The 17,683-nt window shown below is 68.0% G+C and carries 16 protein-coding genes and 2 pseudogenes; 8 read left to right on the forward strand and 10 right to left on the reverse strand.

Annotated elements, in window-relative coordinates; genetic code table 11:
• Positions 1 to 42: 42 nt before the first annotated feature.
• Genes K0O62_RS14655 through K0O62_RS14665 form a run of 3 tightly spaced genes read left to right on the forward strand, consistent with a single transcriptional unit; the run spans position 43 to position 4,323 of the window.
• Entirely contained in the window at positions 43 to 1,953 is a 1,911-nt protein-coding gene (locus tag K0O62_RS14655; protein ID WP_205870613.1) for a primary-amine oxidase, read from the forward strand.
• A 45-nt stretch (positions 1,954 to 1,998) separates the two neighbouring features.
• Entirely contained in the window at positions 1,999 to 3,978 is a 1,980-nt protein-coding gene (locus K0O62_RS14660; protein ID WP_073855084.1) for a DUF7064 domain-containing protein, read from the forward strand.
• A gap of 18 nt (positions 3,979 to 3,996) precedes the next feature.
• Complete coding sequence (locus K0O62_RS14665; protein ID WP_073855316.1) at positions 3,997 to 4,323, forward strand: YnfA family protein; 327 nt, start codon at positions 3,997 to 3,999, stop codon at positions 4,321 to 4,323.
• A gap of 9 nt (positions 4,324 to 4,332) precedes the next feature.
• Here K0O62_RS14665 and K0O62_RS14670 read toward each other — a convergent pair whose 3' ends face one another.
• A complete protein-coding gene (locus K0O62_RS14670; RefSeq protein WP_073855086.1) occupies positions 4,333 to 5,211 on the reverse strand; it encodes an SCO6745 family protein in 879 nt (292 codons plus the stop codon).
• An 8-nt stretch (positions 5,212 to 5,219) separates the two neighbouring features.
• Entirely contained in the window at positions 5,220 to 5,933 is a 714-nt protein-coding gene (locus tag K0O62_RS14675; RefSeq protein ID WP_073855088.1) for a FadR/GntR family transcriptional regulator, read from the reverse strand.
• Positions 5,934 to 6,009: 76 nt separating this feature from the next.
• Here K0O62_RS14675 and K0O62_RS28685 point away from each other — a divergent pair.
• Positions 6,010 to 6,093, forward strand: a pseudogene (locus K0O62_RS28685) (gluconokinase); the annotation flags it as partial.
• 20 nt (positions 6,094 to 6,113) lie between these two features.
• On the opposite strand, the gene K0O62_RS14680 reads toward K0O62_RS28685, so the two are convergent.
• From K0O62_RS14680 to K0O62_RS14690, 3 genes are all read right to left on the reverse strand, one after another.
• Positions 6,114 to 6,578 (reverse strand): RDD family protein, encoded by a 465-nt coding sequence (locus tag K0O62_RS14680; RefSeq protein WP_073855090.1) that lies wholly within the window; start codon positions 6,576 to 6,578, stop codon positions 6,114 to 6,116.
• 262 nt (positions 6,579 to 6,840) lie between these two features.
• Positions 6,841 to 8,100 carry a TetR/AcrR family transcriptional regulator gene (locus tag K0O62_RS14685; protein ID WP_073855092.1) on the reverse strand — a complete coding sequence of 420 codons (1,260 nt, stop codon included), beginning with the start codon at positions 8,098 to 8,100 and terminating at the stop codon, positions 6,841 to 6,843.
• Positions 8,101 to 8,144: 44 nt separating this feature from the next.
• A complete protein-coding gene (locus K0O62_RS14690) occupies positions 8,145 to 8,525 on the reverse strand; it encodes a hypothetical protein (RefSeq protein WP_073855094.1) in 381 nt (126 codons plus the stop codon).
• A gap of 40 nt (positions 8,526 to 8,565) precedes the next feature.
• Here K0O62_RS14690 and K0O62_RS28690 point away from each other — a divergent pair.
• The 3 genes and pseudogenes from K0O62_RS28690 to K0O62_RS14705 form a co-directional block, all read left to right on the forward strand.
• Positions 8,566 to 8,960, forward strand: a pseudogene (locus K0O62_RS28690) (SDR family NAD(P)-dependent oxidoreductase); the annotation flags it as partial.
• 20 nt (positions 8,961 to 8,980) lie between these two features.
• Positions 8,981 to 9,634 carry a nitroreductase family protein gene (locus K0O62_RS14700; RefSeq protein WP_073855096.1) on the forward strand — a complete coding sequence of 218 codons (654 nt, stop codon included), beginning with the start codon at positions 8,981 to 8,983 and terminating at the stop codon, positions 9,632 to 9,634.
• A gap of 160 nt (positions 9,635 to 9,794) precedes the next feature.
• A complete protein-coding gene (locus K0O62_RS14705; RefSeq protein ID WP_073855098.1) occupies positions 9,795 to 10,607 on the forward strand; it encodes an acyl-CoA thioesterase domain-containing protein in 813 nt (270 codons plus the stop codon).
• A gap of 51 nt (positions 10,608 to 10,658) precedes the next feature.
• Here K0O62_RS14705 and K0O62_RS14710 read toward each other — a convergent pair whose 3' ends face one another.
• The 4 genes from K0O62_RS14710 to K0O62_RS14725 are packed head-to-tail and all read right to left on the reverse strand — an operon-like array spanning position 10,659 to position 14,776.
• Positions 10,659 to 11,504 (reverse strand): ABC transporter permease, encoded by an 846-nt coding sequence (locus K0O62_RS14710; protein WP_073855100.1) that lies wholly within the window; start codon positions 11,502 to 11,504, stop codon positions 10,659 to 10,661.
• Positions 11,501 to 12,376: an ABC transporter permease gene (locus K0O62_RS14715; RefSeq protein ID WP_073855102.1), complete on the reverse strand. Its 876-nt coding sequence runs from the start codon at positions 12,374 to 12,376 to the stop codon at positions 11,501 to 11,503. Before K0O62_RS14715 ends, K0O62_RS14710 begins: the two co-directional genes overlap by 4 nt.
• A 31-nt stretch (positions 12,377 to 12,407) precedes the next feature.
• Positions 12,408 to 13,586, reverse strand: coding sequence for a polyamine ABC transporter substrate-binding protein (locus K0O62_RS14720; protein ID WP_073855104.1), 1,179 nt, complete (start codon positions 13,584 to 13,586; stop codon positions 12,408 to 12,410).
• 56 nt (positions 13,587 to 13,642) lie between these two features.
• Positions 13,643 to 14,776, reverse strand: coding sequence for an ABC transporter ATP-binding protein (locus K0O62_RS14725; RefSeq protein WP_073855317.1), 1,134 nt, complete (start codon positions 14,774 to 14,776; stop codon positions 13,643 to 13,645).
• A 292-nt stretch (positions 14,777 to 15,068) separates the two neighbouring features.
• Here K0O62_RS14725 and K0O62_RS14730 point away from each other — a divergent pair, with 292 nt between their 5' ends.
• Complete coding sequence (locus K0O62_RS14730; protein WP_073855106.1) at positions 15,069 to 16,517, forward strand: purine-cytosine permease family protein; 1,449 nt, start codon at positions 15,069 to 15,071, stop codon at positions 16,515 to 16,517.
• Here K0O62_RS14730 and K0O62_RS14735 read toward each other — a convergent pair.
• Positions 16,514 to 17,683, reverse strand: coding sequence for an epoxide hydrolase family protein (locus K0O62_RS14735; protein ID WP_073855108.1), 1,170 nt, complete (start codon positions 17,681 to 17,683; stop codon positions 16,514 to 16,516). The genes K0O62_RS14730 and K0O62_RS14735 overlap by 4 nt on opposite strands.

The following is a 17,683-nucleotide window of genomic DNA, read 5'->3' on the forward strand; positions in this document are numbered from 1 at the left end:
CGAACCGCTGCGCCACCGCCCCGGGTGTGGTTGTTTGGTCCGATGGTGCACCCGCTGGATCCCCTCGGCCCCGACGAATTCACCGCGGTCACTGAGATCCTGGGCCGTGAGCACGGCGTCGGAGACGGCTGGCGGTACGCCTCCATCGAGTTGGCGGAGCCGGACAAGGCCGCGCTGTCGGACTTCGAGGCCGGCGGGGCCGCCCCGCCGCGGCGTGCTGTCGTGGTGTGCCTGGACCGCACGGCCAACGCCACCTACAAGAGTGTGGTGTCACTGACCGAGGGCCGCGCCGTTTCGTTCGAGCATCTCCCTGGCGTCCAGCCCAACTTCACCGTCGACGAGTTCCTCGAGTGCGACCAGATGTTGCGCAGTCACCCGGACTTCCTGGCGGCCCTGGCGGCCCGCGGTATCACCGATATCGACTTGGTCTTCGTGGACACCTGGACCTACGGGGACGCGGTCATCCCCGACGAGTTCCGCGGCCGGCGGCTCGGCTGGTCGGACACCTGGCTCAAGGACGGGCCGGGGATGAACCCGTACGCGCATCTGGTCAGCGGACTGCACTGCGTCATCGATCTCAACAGCATGGAGCTGCTGCGCGTCGAGGACACCGGCAGCATCGAAACCCCAGCCGTGATGGGTGAATACGTGCCTCGCCACATCCCCGAGCACATCCGTGCGGCATCGCGCCGGGAGCCGCTCAAACCTCTGCACATCACCCAGCCCGATGGCCCGTCCTTCACGCTGGAGGGCAACCTGCTGCGCTGGCAGAACTGGTCGCTGCGGATCGGATTCAATTACCGCGAGGGGATGACGCTGCACACCGTCCGCTATCGGGACGGCGACCGTGAACGCTCGATCGCGCACCGGATGTCGTTCGCGGAGATGGTGGTGCCCTACCGCGACTCCTCGGTCGATCACTACCGGCGCACCGCGTTCGACATCGGGGAGTGGGGACTGGGTTTCATGACCCAGTCACTGGAACTGGGGTGCGACTGCCTGGGCGAGATCCGCTACCTCGATGCGGTCCTGCACAACAGCAAGGGCGAGCCGTACACGATCGCCAACGCGATCTGCATCCACGAGGAGGACGCGGCGGTGCTGTGGAAGCACGTCGACCACGACTCGGGGGCCGAGGTGCGCCGGATTCGCAGGCTGACCGTGTCGTTCCACGTCACCGTGGCCAATTACGAGTACCTGGTGTACTGGCGGCTGTACCAGGACGGCAACATCGAGTGCGAGGTGCGGGCCACCGGCATCATGGTGACCACGCCGCTGCCGGCCGGCCGAACCAGCCCCAACGGCACCCTGGTCGACGAGCGCACCTATGCGCCGTTCCATCAGCATTTCCTGGTGGCGCGTCTCGACCTGGACGTGGACGGCACCGACAACACCGTCTACATGTCCGAGTCCTATGCCGAGCCGACCGGGCCGGACAATCCGTACGGCCTGTCGATGGTGAGCCGCAATGTCGCGCTGCGTACCGAGGAGGACGGCAAACAGGACGTCGACTTCTCCACCCAGCGAGGCTGGAAGGTGGTGAACACCAACGTCGTCAACGGTCTCGGTACCCACCCGTCCTACAAGCTGGTGCCCACCGGCGCGCTGCCGGCGATGTTCGACGCCGATTCTCCGGTGTTGCGGCGCGCCAACGTCATCGGCCATACGCTGTGGGTGACCCCCAACCATCCCGAGGAACGCTGGCCCGCCGGGGAATTCGTCAATCAGTCGGTAGCTGACACCGGGCTTGGCGAATGGACCAAGGCCAATCGCCCGATCGAGAACACCGATGTGGTGCTGTGGTACGTCTTCGGCATCCACCACACCACCCGGCCGGAGGACTGGCCGGTCATGCCGGTGGACGTGGTGTCCTTCTGGCTGAAGCCGTTCGGGTTCTTCGACCGCAATCCGGCGCTGGATGTGCCGCCCACCCCCCGCGAGTGTCACAGCTAGTTGACACCTGTCATGTGTGATTGGCGCCACTGCTAGGTTGCCTCTGTGGACCTCACCCTCATCGAACGCCCCACAGACCTCACCAACGACTGGCTGACCGCCGCGCTCGGCGCGGGCACCGTGACCGGACACGAGTTCGAGCGCATCGGCACCGGCCAGATGAGCGAGTGCTACCGGGTCACGCTGACCTACGCCGAGGGCGAGAGCGGACCGCCGACTGTCGTGCTCAAGGTCGCTGCCGCCGACCCGAACAGCCGGGGCACCGGACTCGCGCTGGGACTCTACGAACGCGAGGTCCGGTTCTACGCGGAGATCGCGCCCCGCTTGGAGGGCCCGTTCGCGCCCTGCTATCACCACGCCTACGACCCGGAGACCGGGGCGTTCGACCTGCTGCTCGGCGACGCCGCGCCCGCCACGGTGGGCGACGAGATCCGCGGCGCCACACCGGAACAGGCGCTGCTGGCGCTGTCCCAGCTGGGCCGGGTACACGGCCCGCTGCTCGGCGACGACGCGTTGGCCGACGCGGCCTGGCTGAACCGGGAGTCGCCGGTGAACCAAGCGCTCCTGGCGGGTCTGTGGGCCGGGTTCTCCGAGCGCTTCGGTGACCGGATCGCCCCGGAACACCGACAGGTCTGCGAACGGCTGGTGGAGGTCTTCGACGAGTATCTGGCCGGTGAGGCCGCCGCGGTGCAGGGGCTGGTGCACGGCGACTACCGCCTGGACAACATGCTGTTCGGCGAACCGGGCGCGGATCGCGCGCTGACGGTGGTGGATTGGCAGACCGTCACCCGGGGGTCCGCGCTGATCGACGTCGCGTACTTCATGGGCTGCGCGCTGCCCGACGAGGTGCGCCGCACGCACTACGACGCGTTGCTGCGCGCCTATCACGAGGCACTGGGCGAGCATTCCCCGCTGTCCCTGGACGACGTCCGGGACGGGGTGCGCCGCGCCGGCTTCTTCGGGGTGATGATGGCCATCGTGTCCTCGATGCTGGTCGAGCAGACCGAGCGCGGCGACGCGATGTTCATGACGATGCTGGCCCGGCACTGCGCCCACGTGCTGGACACCGACGCGGTGGCGCTGTTGCCCGCAGCTGCGGCACCGGAACCGCTGGCCCCGAGTCCGGCCGACGAGGGCCCGCACGCGCACACCGACGAGGAACTCTGGAATGAGAGCTGGTACTTCGATTTCGTCGATCCCGCACAGGGTCTCGGCGGCTGGGTGCGGCTCGGCCTGATCCCGAACCAGGAGCGGTCCTGGATCAATGCGCTGCTGTGCGGACCCGGTATGCCCACGGTGGCGGTCAATGACCTGGCCGCCCCGCTGCCTGCGGACCCGGCGCGGGTGCGCGCCGACGGGATCGACCTGGGCCTGTCGCCCACCGTGCCGCTGCAGAGCTACCGGGTGACCCTGCGCGCCCACGGCCAGGCCTACGACGATCCGGCCGGGCTGCTGCGCGGGGAATCCGGGCGGCCGGTGGAGGTGGGGCTGGACCTGGAGTTCACCTCGGTGAGCACCCCGTACCAGTACCGGCTGACCCCGCGCTACGAGATCGCCTGCACGGTGACGGGGACGGCGACCGTGGACGGCCGGGTGTACCCGCTCGACGCGGTGCCCGGTCAACGCGATCATTCCTGGGGTGTGCGGGACTGGTGGGCCATGGACTGGACGTGGAGCGCCCTGCACCTCGACGACGGCACCCACCTGCACGGAGTGGACATCCGTATCCCCGGTGTGCCGCCGATCGGGATCGGCTACCTCCAGCAGGACGGACAACCGCTGGTCGAACTCACCGCGGTCACCGCGGAAAACGCTTTTGCCGCCGACGATCTGCCGGCCGCGGCCTCGTTGACGCTGGCGCCCGTCGGGGTCCGGGTGGACGCCGACATCCAGGGGCACGCGCCGGTGCTGCTCACCTCGGCCGACGGTCGGGTCAGTCGGTTCCCGCGGGCCTGGGCGAAGGTCACCACCGCGGACGGCCGGACCGGTGTGGGCTGGCTGGAGTGGAATCGCAACCAGCCCTAGGGCAGGGTGGTGCGCGTGATGGTGCTCAAGTCGACGTTGCTGTTCGTGCTGGCCGCGATCCTGGAGATCGGGGGAGCCTGGCTGGTGTGGCAGGGCTTGCGCGAACACCGGGGCTGGCTGTGGGCGGGCGCGGGCGTGATCGCCCTCGGCGCTTACGGTTTCGTCGCCGCGTTCCAGCCGGACGCGAACTTCGGCAGGGTGCTCGCCGCCTACGGCGGTGTCTTCGTCGCCGGCTCGCTGATCTGGGGCATGGTCGCCGACGGCTTCCGGCCGGACCGCTGGGACATCTCGGGCGCACTGGTCTGCCTGCTCGGGGTCGGGCTGATCATGTACGCACCCCGGTAGCGGGATCGCTCAGGGACGGTCGTTGTCCAGGTCGCTGCGGTCCAGGCCCATCGGGGTGCTCGCGGGTACATCGCCGGCTGCGACCACCAACCGGGTCAACGGGGTGAGCGCGCCGAACAGAGTGCCCAACTCCGCATCGTCGAGTACGTCGAATGCCGAGAGCGCCAAGCGATCTGTGGTCTCCTCGAGCTCGGCCTTGAGCGCGGCCCCGGCCGGGGTCAGCGCCCCGGCGCCGTCGAGCAGGCCGCGGTCGGCGAGTTCGGTGACGTGACGCTGCCATTGCTCCTCGTCGTAGTCGCGGCTGCGCATGATCATCTCCTGCGGCACCCGGTCCGCGGCGGCGTGCAGGACGTTGGATTGGCGGCCGCTGATGCCGAACACGTTGAGCGCGGCGATGTGTCCGTCGCCGCGCTGCTCCCGTAGCAAGGTGGTTGCGTGCCACAACCGGGCCAGTGGCTCGTCCGGCCAGGGCAGGGCCAGGTTGGCGGCGAACAGCGGCCGCCCCTCGGCCGGGGCGTGCCGCGCCGCCTTGCCCAGCAACTCGCCGGCCGCAGCGATGGCGTCGGTGTCGGTGAACCCGTAGCGGTGCAGGGCGGCCACCGCGGAGTCCGCCCGAACCTGCAGGACCGTGTCCGGGGTGGCGATCGCCCAGGCCGCGGGGAGTACCTTGGCGACACGCGAGGGGGCGAAATTGTAGAACAGCGCCGCGACCACTTCGGGCGCGACCGGGCCCAATGGCGCGGACCGCGCGGCGAAATAGCCCATCCAGAAGCCGCGGTAGCCCAGGCCCTCGAGTGCGCTACGTGCCTCCGGCGCGAAATAGGTCACCGCGTGCACCGGCTCGAGCCGATCGAAGAGGCGGCGGGCAATGGAGGTGGGTCGGCTCATGCCGACAGTCAATCACCGCCGCCGTCATCGGCGACCGCCGAGGCGGCCTCGTCGATGATCGACCGCATGGCACGTTCGGCGCCATCGGCGTCACGCAGGCGGATGGACCGGGCCACCTCGTCGTGCAGCGCGATGGCCGCCGGGTTGGGCGCGGCCGGCATCATGCCGTGGTGAGTGCGGCCGGCCAGCACCTCGGCCACCACCGCGTAGAGGGCCCGGAACATCTCGTTGCCGCTGGCTTCCAGCAGGGTGCGGTGAAACACCTTGTCCGCCTGCAGGTATGACTCCAGATCGCCGGAGCGCCCGTGCATCACCATGTCCGACACGGCGGCCGCCATGATGCGGCACTGGTGCGGGTCGGCCCGCCGCGCCGCCTGCGCGGCGGCGGCAGGCTCGAATCCGCGGCGTAGTTCGGAGAGCGAGACGAGTTGGGCGGCACGGTCGCCGGAGTCCAGTCGCCATCGGATGAGCCTGGGGTCGAAGACATTCCAGTTCTCCGGCGGTTGGATGGTGATGCCCACCCGACGCCGGGAGGCCACCATGCCCATGGACTCGAGGACGCGCACGGCTTCGCGCGCGACGCTGCGGGAGACGTCGTGCTCGGCGCTGACGTGCTCCAGGTTTATCACCTGCCCGGCGGGGTATCTGCCGGACACCACGGCGGTGCCCAACGCGGTCAGCACGTTCTCATGCAGCACGCTGACATTGGACGTAGATGCCACGGATACATCCTGTCATGGCCCATGGACACCACATATGAGCAGATCTTTTCGTGCTCTGCTTGAAATGCTATGACGATTGATTCCGTTCGCCGACGCGGACGACTTCCACCCGACGGCGAACATCACGAAGATGACCGCCGATCAGCCGCTCGATGACGACCGTCCTGGTGCTCGATCTGTTCATCTGAGGACCTGGGTACCCCCGGCGAGTTCATCGTGCTTGCCCTGCTTGGTCGCGCTGCCGCTGATGGTCACCGCGATCACCAGGATGGCGATGACACCGAGCAGGCCGCCGATCAACGGGATGATGGGCAACAGTGTGAACGCATTGCGGATCGCCGACTGCCGCAGTGTGGGTTTCGCCCCGCCGGGGCCGTGCACGGACAGCCCGAGGATCTTCTTGCCCGGGGTCGAGCCCTGAGCGACCTCGAAGGCGACGAAGTAGATGAAGGTGAGCAGACCGGTGAACAGTCCGGTCACCCAGATGTTGGACAGTGTGTCGGTGAAGAACGCCAACACGAATGCGACGATGCCGATGAGGATCCCGTCGATGACGCGGGCGAAGAAGCGGCGGGCGAGGCCGCCGGGCTTCCCGCCGGCGGCGCTGTAGGTACTCGGGTACGGATCGAATCCACCGGTGCTCATACCTGCGAACCTACCCGCCCGCGCGGCGTCGGCGAGCGGTTGAAAACGGACGGGTTTCACGGTCGGCGGGCGACACCGCGCAGCACGGTGTCTCGAGCGGGGCGGCGTCGACCCGCAGAGACCTGACCTTCTGGCCGGCCCGCACCAACGACTACAACGCGTCCGTGCTGACCGGATGGAGCGAGACCGTGGAGCCGAGCGAGGCGTGCGGCATCAACAGGTCGGTGGCGATCCGAATGCCGTTGCAGCTGACCAGGACAAGCTAATCCCGAACGGCCACGCCACGGATCACGGTGTCCCGGGAATGGGTGAGGGCACGGTCGGATCCCAGTTCACGCAGGATGTTCTCCGGGATCCACTGCACACCGATCACACCGCGGGCCAGCAGGTCCGCGTTCGGGCTGTCGACCCGGATCTCCCCGGAGCGAATGCCCTCGGAGAGCATCGTCTTCATCTGCCGCACCCGGGTCGAGAACGACCAGCCGGGGTCCGCGACATCGGGCGGGGACTGTCGCATCCAGGCCAACTGAATCCGGAACTCGTCCGGGAACTGGTCCAGTGCATTGATATTGAGCCAGCTCAGCGCATCCAACTTCTCCAGCGGCGTGGAGTCCGTACCCAACACCGCGCTCCAACCGCCGCCGACCTTGTGGCCGAAGGCAAGCATGATCGACATCAGCAGTTCGTCCTTCGACCCGATGATCCGGTATACGGTCCCGGTGCCCATCCCGGCCGCCGAAGCGATATCGCGGATGGTGGTCATCTCGTAGCCACGCCTGCCGAATTCGCTGCGCGCAACGGCACGGACGTGTGCGGCCTTGTCGCTGCCGGCCGGTTCGGCGTTCTCCGACCAACTCTTGACCACCTCGTCGGCGGTTGCGAACGCGGCCGAACGATCCAGTTGTGCGTCGGTGAGTTCGTGACTGGCCAGCCCGTGCAGATGGATGCGGCACAGCAGGCCGGCCACCTGGTCGCTGCTGCCTTTGTGCCGGATCACGTCGAGCCCGACATGCAACATGCTCTGGCAGATCCGGTCGGCCAGCGTGGGTAGATCCATCTCGGGCCTGATGGAGCCGCTGCAGCGGCCCGCGCGCAGCAGCTGCAGCATGGCGGACTGGATCCCGGCCGGCCGCTGCTTGGTCAGTTCGATCAGCTCGGGGTCCGAACTGGGGCCTTCGTAGAACGACATCTGCAGCGCGGCGCGATGCGCCACCGCACACCGCGCAATGGCGCGGCCCAGGCCGACGATCTGCTCTTCTATCGGGCGCGGGTCAGGGGAGTCGAGCCCGCGCAGCGCCTGCTCGCCGACGAGGTCCAGCGCCGCGTGGTAGCGCCGGATCAACTCGACGAGGATGGCCTCCTTGGATTCGAAATGGTGATAGAGGCTGCCTGCGAGGATGCCCGCCGCCTCGGCGATCTGCTGTAGCGAGGTCCGCAGTCCCGATTCGGCGATCACGTCGTTGGCGGTCTGCAGGATCTCGATCCGGCGCGAATCCGGGGAGCCTGACGGTTGGCCGGCCATCAACTCCCTGCTCTCGTGTCCGAATCCGGTAGGAACCACCGATTCTACGACCTCGCCTTGAACCGGCGGGGTATTGCATATCCCGGGCGCCGAACACCACAGTGCCCGCAGCACGCTGCCGCGGCCCAGCTCGACGGTCTGGAACATGCCGCCGCACAACTGCTGGACCGCATGAAAGCTCCCGATGGGCCGCCGATCTGGCGGCGGTCCTTGGCGTACCCGATGGCCGTGTCCAGCAGCGACTGCGCGGCACCGAGTGCATCCGCGGCAGCCAGCACCAGCACGTCGTCGTGCAGTGCGGCGACGGACTGGTCCCCGGCGGCACCCAATCTCCGCCCCGGGGCGTCGTCGAAGTTCACCCGGAACACCTTGTGGGTGTTGGCGATTCCCGGCACCGCCGAAAGCTGCAGACGGGCGGTCGGCACCGAATGCAGGGCCCGGCCCCGAGATTCGGGCGTGCGGACTATCCGAAGTCGGACCGGTATCCAGACGCGAACGCTGGCAATCGATCTCGCCGAAGAATCCGCCGCCGCCCAGATCCCCGAGGCCACCGAGGACCTCGAGATCGGCACCCTGGTGTACTGCGCGGGAGCCGATCCACGGTACGCACCGTTCCTGACGAGTCCGCTGGCCGCCGCCGAGGCGATGGCGCAGCGCAATTGCATGGCTCCGATGCGGTTGTGCCACCACTTCGCCGCGCCTTCGACATGGTGTTCGCCGAGGCGCTGGACAACCTCGGGAACGGCCCCACCGTGTTGGTCGGCGACGTGATGAAGGCCGCCGCACAGGTGCTGGGCTCGATGCCCCGCAAACAGGCCGTGGAGGTGCTGACGGCGGCGGGCGCCGCCACGATGGGATGAGCGCACGCTAGGGTGCCGACATGGCGAGTGCGAGCAGTGACATCTGGGAGGTGTTGTCGACGGCGCGGACGATCCGCCGTTTCACCGACGAGCCTGTCGACGACGCAACCCTGGCCCGCTGCCTGGAAGCCGCCACCTGGGCCCCTTCCGGGGCGAACGCACAAGCCTGGCGGTTCGTCGTGCTGCGTTCACCCGAGTTGCGCAAAGTGGTCGCCGCGGCCGCGCGGCTGGCGCTGGAGGCCATCGAGCCGGTCTACGGGATGAGCAGACCGACCGAGCAGGAAACCGACCTGATCGCCCGCAACAACCGGGCGACCTACGAGCTGCACGACCGGGCCCAGGAGTTCACCTCGGTGCTCTTCGTCCAGAAACGATTCCCGACGGCCTCGGATCTGCTGCTGGGCGCATCCATCTTCCCGGCGATGCAGAACTTCCTGCTCGCCGCCCGCGCGCAGGGCCTGGGCGCCTGTCTGACCAGCTGGGCCTCCTACGGCGGGGAGGCGCTGCTGCGCGAGGCGGTGGGGGTACCGGAGGACTGGATGCTCGGCGGGCACATCGTCATCGGGTGGCCGAAGGGCCGGCACGGCAAGCTACGGCGCCGCCCGCTCACCCATGCGGTCAGCCTGGACCACTGGGACCAGCCCGCCGACGACCTGCTTGCCGGCGCGCGCTGAACGGTCCTTTCACCCAACATGATTCGCCGTTCCTGGCGGTACGGCACCCGCACACACGCCTCGTATCCCGGGCGATCGTGTACGCCGACGACCACGGCATCGTCGTGCCCCGGATGGCGGCGGCCGCCAGGCCCGGTTGGCACTGTGCGACGATGCGCAAATGAGTGCGCGCCCGTTCCACTTCACCCAGACCGAGCAGGACACCTTCCTGCCCAGCGCCTACGCGCAGAGCCACTGGGGCCCCGACCACCTCAACGGTCCGGCCCTGGTCGGGTTGGTGGCGCGGACGCTGGAGGAGAGCTTCGGCGACCCGGAGTTCCTGCCGTCCCGGCTGACCGTGGATCTGTTCAAGGCGGCCCGCGGGGTTCCCACGCACACCAAGCTGGCCCTGGTGCGCGACGGGCGCCGGGTACGCAACGCCGAGTGCGAGCTGGTGCAGGACGGGGTGACGGTGGTGCGGGCCACCCTGGTGCAGTACCGGCTGTCCGAGCCGCCCCGCGGCCAGGAGTGGGTGGCCCCGGCGACGTTCGTCGGGCCCGCCGATCGTGACGAGAGCCGGGGGATCGCCATCGGCAGCGACGAGGCCGGCTGGAGCGATGCCATCGCCGACCACCAGAACGCCTCCCGGAAGCGCTTCCTCAACCGCACCATCGACGTGGTGGACGGACAGCCCAATTCGCCGTTCGTGCGCGCCGCGATGGCGGCCGAGGGCACCAGTCTGGTCACCAACCTCGGCACCGCCGGGGTCGGCTACATCAACGGCGACCTCACGGTGGCGCTGGCCCGGTTGCCCCGCGACGAGTGGATAGGTGTGCAGGCCGATTCGCACTGGGCGGCCGCCGGAATCGCGGTGGGCACCGCCACCTTGTTCGACAGCGAGGGCGCCATCGGTTCCGGGATGGTGACCGCGGTCAGCAACCCGGCCGCCCAGATCGACTTCGGCAACGACCCGTTCCCGGAGCGCACCCGCTGAGGCCACGGGTGCGCGGGAACCGGTCGGAGCCGGTGCGGACCTGACCGAAGCTCAGGCGTCGATCTTCTTGCGCCGGTATAGCGTTCCGACCGCCAGTAGCAGCAGACTCGCCACCAGAATCGCGGTGGCCAGCACATTGATCTGCGGTGGCACCGCGGCCTTGACCGCCGCGTTCACATACAGCGGGTAAGTGACCGTGGAGCCGCTGACGAAGTAGGTGACGATGAAGTCGTCGAGCGACAGCGCGAAGGACAACATGGCTGCGGCGATGATGCCCGGCACGATCAGCGGCAGCGTCACCTTGAAGAAGGTCCGGGTCGGGCTCGCGCCCAGGTCCAGCGACGCGTCCTCCAGGGTCCAGTCGAAGCCGCGCACCCGGGCCCGCACCGTCATCGCGATGAAGCTGACCTCGAACGCCACGTGTGCGATCAGGATGGTGACGTACCCGGTGTTCCAGGACAGGTCCAGGAACAGGGTGAGCAGCGAGGCGCCCATCACCACCTCGGGTGCGGTCAACGGCAGCACCATGAAGGTGTCCACCGCCTTGTAGCCCCGGAACCGTTGGCGCACCAGCGCGACGGCCAACAGGGTGCCGAGCACCAGGGCGATGGCGGTGGATACGAAGGCGACGTTGAGGCTGAGCTTGAGTGCCTCGGTGAGCGCCGGGTACTTGAACGGGTCCGCCCAGTTTTCCAGGGTGAAGCCCTGCCAGGTGTAGTTGAACTTGCCTGCCGGCTTGTTGAACGAGAACAGGATGATGACCAGGATCGGCACGAACAGGTACAGCAGCACCAGTCCGGCGACGATCCGCAGCGAGTAATCGCCCCACTTGGGCCGGGCCTTCACCGGTTTGGCTCCGGCCGGGCGGGGGGCCGGCCGGGCGGCGGTGGTCGTCATACCAGGTCCTCCGTGCCCAGGGCGCGGGTGTACATCAGCACGCCGACCAGGATCAGGCCCATCAAGCCGAGGCTGAGCGCGGCCGCGGCCGGGTAGTCCTTGACCACCAGGAACTGCTTCTGAATCACGTTGCCGATCATGGTGGTCTGGGTGCTACCCAGATAGTCGGCATTGATGAAGTCACCGACCGCCGGGATGAACACCAGCAGGCTGCCCGCCAGGGCGCCCGGCATCGCCAGCGGCAGGATCACCTTCCGAAAGCTGCGTGCGCCACCGGAATACAGGTCCCGGGAGGCTTCCAGCAGACGCGGGTCGATCTTCTCCAGGCTGACGTAGAGCGGCAGGATCATGAAGATGATCCAGTTGTAGGTCAGTCCGCCGATCACCGCCCAACTCGTCGAGAGCAGCCGTCCCTCATCGGGGAGCAGGCCGATGCTGCCCAATGCGGTGACCACCCAGCCCTCGTCGGCCAGGATCGTTTTCCAGGCGATGGTCCGGATCAGGAACGTGACGAAGAACGGCAGGATCACCAACCCGAGGATCAGGTTCTTGAAGCGGCCGGCCTTGAAGGCGATGACATAGGCCAGCGGGAAGGCCAGCAGCAGGCAGAGCACGGTGGCCGCCAGCGCATACCCGAAGGACCGCAGAATCTGGTCCTGGTACAGCACGAACGCATCGATGAAGTTGGAGAACTTCCAGTCGAAGGTCAGCGTCGGCAGGTACACCGACCCGCCGGACGTCGACAGCGAGGTGCGCGCCAACGAAAAGAACGGCACCACGAAGAAAATGGCGAGATAGGCCAGCGCGGGCAAGATCATCAAATACGGCGCGATCTTGCTCCGCTGCCGGCTGCTGGTTGCGACTCCGGCCATTTATGCTCCCTGCGTTCGCTGTGCCACCGACCTAGCCACCGGTGACAGCGGCGAACATGGTGTTGAATTCCTGCGTCTGCTCGTCGGTCAGCGGTGCCCACGACTTCAGCTGCGCCTGCACCTCCGGCGTCGGGTTGATCAACGGGTTCGCGGCGGCCGCGGGATCGACCTTGGCCAGTTCGTCGGTCATGTCCGAGAGCACCCCGACGAACTGGGTGTAGGCGACCAGCTTGGCGTAGTTGGCCCGGTCGTAGATGTAGTCGATCCAGGCCTCGGCGCCCTTCTGGTTGCGGGTGGTGTACGGGACCACCATGGTGTCGATGAACCAGTCGCCGCCGGACTCCGGGACGATGAACTGCAGGTCCGGGTTGTCGGCCTGCAACTGCACCACGTCACCCGAATAGGCCTGTGCCACAGCGATGTTCCCGGCGGCCAGATCGTCGGCGTAGTCATTGCCGGTGAAGCGGCGGATCTGCCCCCGGTCCTTCTGCTCCCGGACCAGATCAACGGCCTTCTGGATGCTCTCGGTCGTCGGGTTCTCCGGCGAGTTGCCCTGGGACAGCATGATCATGCCCAGGCCGTCCTGGACGTCGGAGAACAGGCTGACCCGGCCCTTGAAGGCGGGATCCCACAGATCGTCGATGGTCCTGATGTCACGACCGGTCGCGGCGCGGTTGTAGGCCAGGCCGACCATGCCGGTCATGTAGGGCGCGGTGAACTTCCGGCCCGGATCGACCTGCGAATCGAGCAGGTCGGCCCGCAGGTTCTTGCGGTTGGGCACACCCGATTCGCTGATCTCGTTGAGCCAGCCCAGCCCCTTCACGCGGGCGGCCATGAACTCGGTGGGCACCACCAGGTCGGTGCCGATGTCCTGCTTACGTGACAGCGGCTCCTTCACCTTGGCGAACCACTGCTCGTTGTCGTTGAAATCTTCCTTGTAGTCCACCGTGATGCCGGACGCCGTCTGGAAGGCTGCGACGAAACCGTCGGCCATGTACAGCGGCCAGTTCGAGACCCGCAGCAGAGCTTCGTCCTGCGCGGCGGAGGAGGTATCCGACGAGCTGCCGCCGTCGGATCCGCAGGCGGCCAGGAACGAGGAGCCCAGCACTGCGGCCGCGGCGGCCGCCGCGCTGCCGCCGATGAACCGGCGCCGGCTGGTGCGGTTGGCGGCCAGGCGGGACAGCAGTCGGGGGTCGATCTCGTTGGACATTCGGGGCCTTTCGTCAAGTGTTGGCGGAGAAGCTCAGTTCGCGGGGTCCGGGTCGGTCAGGACTCGTCGAGCATCTCCTCGAGATCCTCGGTGGTGGGGATGTCGGCGGCGGGCAGCACCAGGGAGGCCTCCGGCGACCAGTGGGTGTAGACCTCGTCACCCGGCCGCAGCAGCGGCAGATTCTGTTCCGGCCCGACGTGCGCGACGATGGTCGAGTCGTCGGGGGCGGTGACCGAGAGCCGCACCACCGGCCCCTGGAAGGTGAGGTCGCGCACGGTGCCGCGAACCACAGCCAGATCGCCGGTCGGTGGGTCGGTGGACACCCGGACCCGTTCCGGTCGGATCATCAGGGTGGCGTGCCCGCCGGGCTCGATGGTCGTCTCACCGGGACGCGACTTGAGCTTCGTGCCGAGCACCTCGATCTCCACGAAGTCTCGGTTGGTGCGGCCGGTCTGCCGGCCGGGCCACAGGTTCGCCTGGCCGATGAAGCCGGCGACGAACACGGTCGCGGGCCGGTCGTAGATGTCGGTGGGGCTGCCGATCTGCTCGACGTTGCCGGCGTTCATGACCGCGATGCGGTCACTCATCGTCAGCGCCTCTTCCTGATCGTGGGTCACGTAGATGAAGGTGATCCCCACCTCGCGCTGGATGCGTTTCAGTTCGAACTGCATCGCATGACGCAGCTTCAGGTCCAGCGCGCCGAGCGGTTCGTCGAGCAGCAGGGCGCTGGGGTAGTTCACCAGCGCGCGGGCCAGGGCGACGCGCTGCTGCTGGCCGCCGGAGAGCTGGCCGGGCTTGCGCTTGGCGAAGTCGGTGAGCCGCACGGTCTCGATGATCTCGTCGACCCGGCGTTTGACCTCGCCTTTGCCCTTGGTCTTGTCGATCTTCATGCTGCGCGGGCCGTAGGCGATGTTGTCCCAGACCGTCATGTGCGGGAACAACGCGTAATGCTGGAAGACGGTGTTGACGTTGCGCTTGTGCGGGGATACCCGGGACACGTCGACGCCCTCAAGGCGGATCGCTCCCTCGGTCGGGGTCTCGAAGCCGGCGATCATCCGCAGCGTCGTCGTCTTGCCACACCCCGAGGGGCCGAGCATGGAGAAGAACTCGCCCTGGGCGATGGTGAAGTCCGCGTCTGCCACCGCGACATAGTCGTCGAAGCGTTTGACCACATGGTCGATCTCGATCACGGGGTCACCCTTGCGGATGGTGCCCCCGTGCTCGCCGGTGGTGTGGTCTGCGGCGGTGGTGTTGGTGCCGGTCAGGGTCGGGCCTCTCTCGAGATTGCGGTCCGTGTGAGTAAACAATCGCGGATCGAAGCGCCCTGCGCAAGCGATTCCGCAACGAATTTACATTCCGACAATGGAATCCATAGGTTTCTCCGCCCTCGGGGACAGAATCCGCTGCGCCGATGTGTGACCTGCACGGCCATCGGAAGCGGGCGACCGGGTCACACCCGGTGGGGCGTGATCGAATACTCGCATGACCGGCGGTGCGACAAGGGCCTCTCAGCCATCGAATCCGAAACCGGCGAACCACGCGTTGACGTCGCCGTCCTTCAGCGGTCGGTCCCCGTCCGGGGCCGGCGACCTGTCCGTGGAGACACACGGGATCGCCCCGGTGGCCCGGGAGAGCCGATACGGGACGCCGGCGCGGTTGTTCACCGTGTGGTTCGCACCCCAGGTGAACATGACCGGCGTCTTCACCGGCACCCTGGCCATCCTGCTCGGTCTCGGCTTCTGGCTCGGCTTGCTGGCGATGGTGATCGGCACCGTCCTGGGCGCGCTGGTGGTCGCCTACCTGTCCACCTGGGGACCGCGCACCGGCACCGCCCAGCTGCCCACCGCGCGGATGGCGTTCGGCCCCGGTGTGCCCCTGCCGGCGGCGTTGCAGTGGCTGTCCTCGATCGCCTGGGACGCCCTGGTCGGACTGTTCGGCGGGCAGGCGCTCGCACTGCTGCTCGGCATACCGTTCTGGGTGGCGGTGCTGATCGTGCTGGCGGTGCAGGGCGCGGTCGGTTTCGTCGGCTACGAGCTCATCCACCGGCTGCAGGCGGTGCTGACCGTGGTGCTGTTCGCCACCTTCGTGGTGTTCGCGGTCAAGCTCGTCACCGGCGGCGGCCACCCCGTCATCACGCCGGCGCAGCTGACCGGCGCGGATCTGGTGGGCGCCTTCGTCCTCGAAGTGACGGTCGCGCTCAGCCTCACCATTTCCTGGGCCAGCTACGCCGCGGACTTCAGCCGCTACCTGCCGGTCGACTCGTCGCAGGCGCGCGTCTTCGGGTACACGTTCGGCGGGATCGTGCTGGCCTACATCTTCGTGCAGGCCATCGGGATCGCCGGCGCCGGGGCGATCGGTGATCACACCGCCGAGGGGGTGCGCGAGGTGATGGGCGGCGGGGCGCTGGGCGCGCTGGCGTTGCTGGTCATCGCGCTGGCCTCGGTCGGGTCCGGCGTCATGAACGACTACAGCGGCTCGCTGGCCCTGCAGACCCTGGGGGTGCGGGTGCGCCGCCCGGTGTCGGCCGTGCTGGTCACCGTGCTGGCCTTCTTCCTCATCCTGTGGCTACACAGCGCCGACACCGCCACCCGGTTCCTCGACGTCCTCCTGCTCATCGGGTACTGGATCCCGGCGTTCGTGGCGATCATCGTCATCGACTGGGTGCTGCGGACCCGCCGCGCGACCGACCTTTTCGTCGACGTCGCGGCCGCCGTCACGCCGCGCCGGCACGCCGTCGCCGCGCTGGTGGTCTTCGTGCTCTCCTACGCCGCGGCCATGCCGTTCATGAACACCTCGCTCATCCAGGGGCCGGTTGCCGCCGCCTGGCATGGCGCCGACATCGCGTACTTCGTGAATTTCTTTGTCGCCGCAACGCTTTACGGGGGTTACCGGATCATCGGTGACCGCCGCACGGCAAGACGTCCCGGCTAGTCCCGTACCGTCGCGAAGAACGCCCGGACATCCTCGACGAACAGTTCGGGTTGTTCGAACGCGGCGAAGTGCCCACCGCGCGGCATCGTGGTCCACCGGGTGATGTTGTAGTGCGGCTCGCACCACGGACGCGGGGACCGCAGGATCTCCTTCGGGAAGGCCGCGACGCCGGTCGGCACGGCCACCGACTCGCCCTGCCCGAACGCCCGGAAGCTCTCCCAGTAGAGCCGCGCCGAGGACGCCCCGGATCCGGTCAGCCAGTACACCATCACGTTGTCGAGCAACTCGTCCCGGCTGAGCACGTTCTCCGGGTGCCCGTCGCAGTCCGTCCAGGACCAGAATTTCTCCACGATCCAGGCCAGCTGGGCGACCGGAGAATCGACCAGACCGTAGCCGAGGGTCTGCGGCCGGGTCGACTGTTGTTTCGAGTAACCGGAGTCCCACTTGTTGTAGTGCTTCATCGCCGCGAAGGCCTGCCGGTCCTCCTCGGTCGGGTTCTTCAGGCTCCCCTCGGTGGGCCGGCCGATCGGCATGTTGGTGTGAATGGCGATGCAGCCGTTGCCGCTGCCGTCGGCACCGGCGGTGCGCCCGAGCTGGGTGGTGACCGCCGCGCCCCAATCCCCGCCCTGCGCGCCGTACTCGGTGTAGCCCAGGCGCTGCATCAGGGTGGCCCAGGCGGCCGCGATCCGCTCGATGCCCCAACCCGTGCTGGTGGGTTTGCCGGAGAACCCGTACCCCGGCAGGGACGGGCAGACGACGTGGAACGCGTCCTCGGCCCGGCCGCCGTGGGCGGTGGGGTCGGTCAGTGGCCCGATCACCTTCTGGAACTCGACGATCGACCCGGGCCAGCCATGCGTGATGATCAGCGGCAGGGCGTCCGGGTGGGGTGAGCGCTGGTGGACGAAATGGATGCTCAGATCGTCGATGTCCGTACTGAACTGGGAGAAGCGGTTCAGCAAGGTTTCCCGGGCCCGCCAGTCGTAGCCCTCGGCCCAGTACCCGGCCAGCTCCCGGATGTAGGACAGCGGCATGCCCTGACTCCAGTCGTCGACGCATTCGGGGTCCGGCCACCGGGTGCGCGCCAGCCGCTCGGCCAGATCGGCGAGCGCATCGTCGGGGACGTCGATGCGGAACGGGCGGACTTCATCCTGGGCGTCTTCGGCCAT

Origin of the sequence: Mycolicibacterium diernhoferi (assembly GCF_019456655.1) — a bacterium.
Classification (GTDB): domain Bacteria; phylum Actinomycetota; class Actinomycetes; order Mycobacteriales; family Mycobacteriaceae; genus Mycobacterium; species Mycobacterium diernhoferi.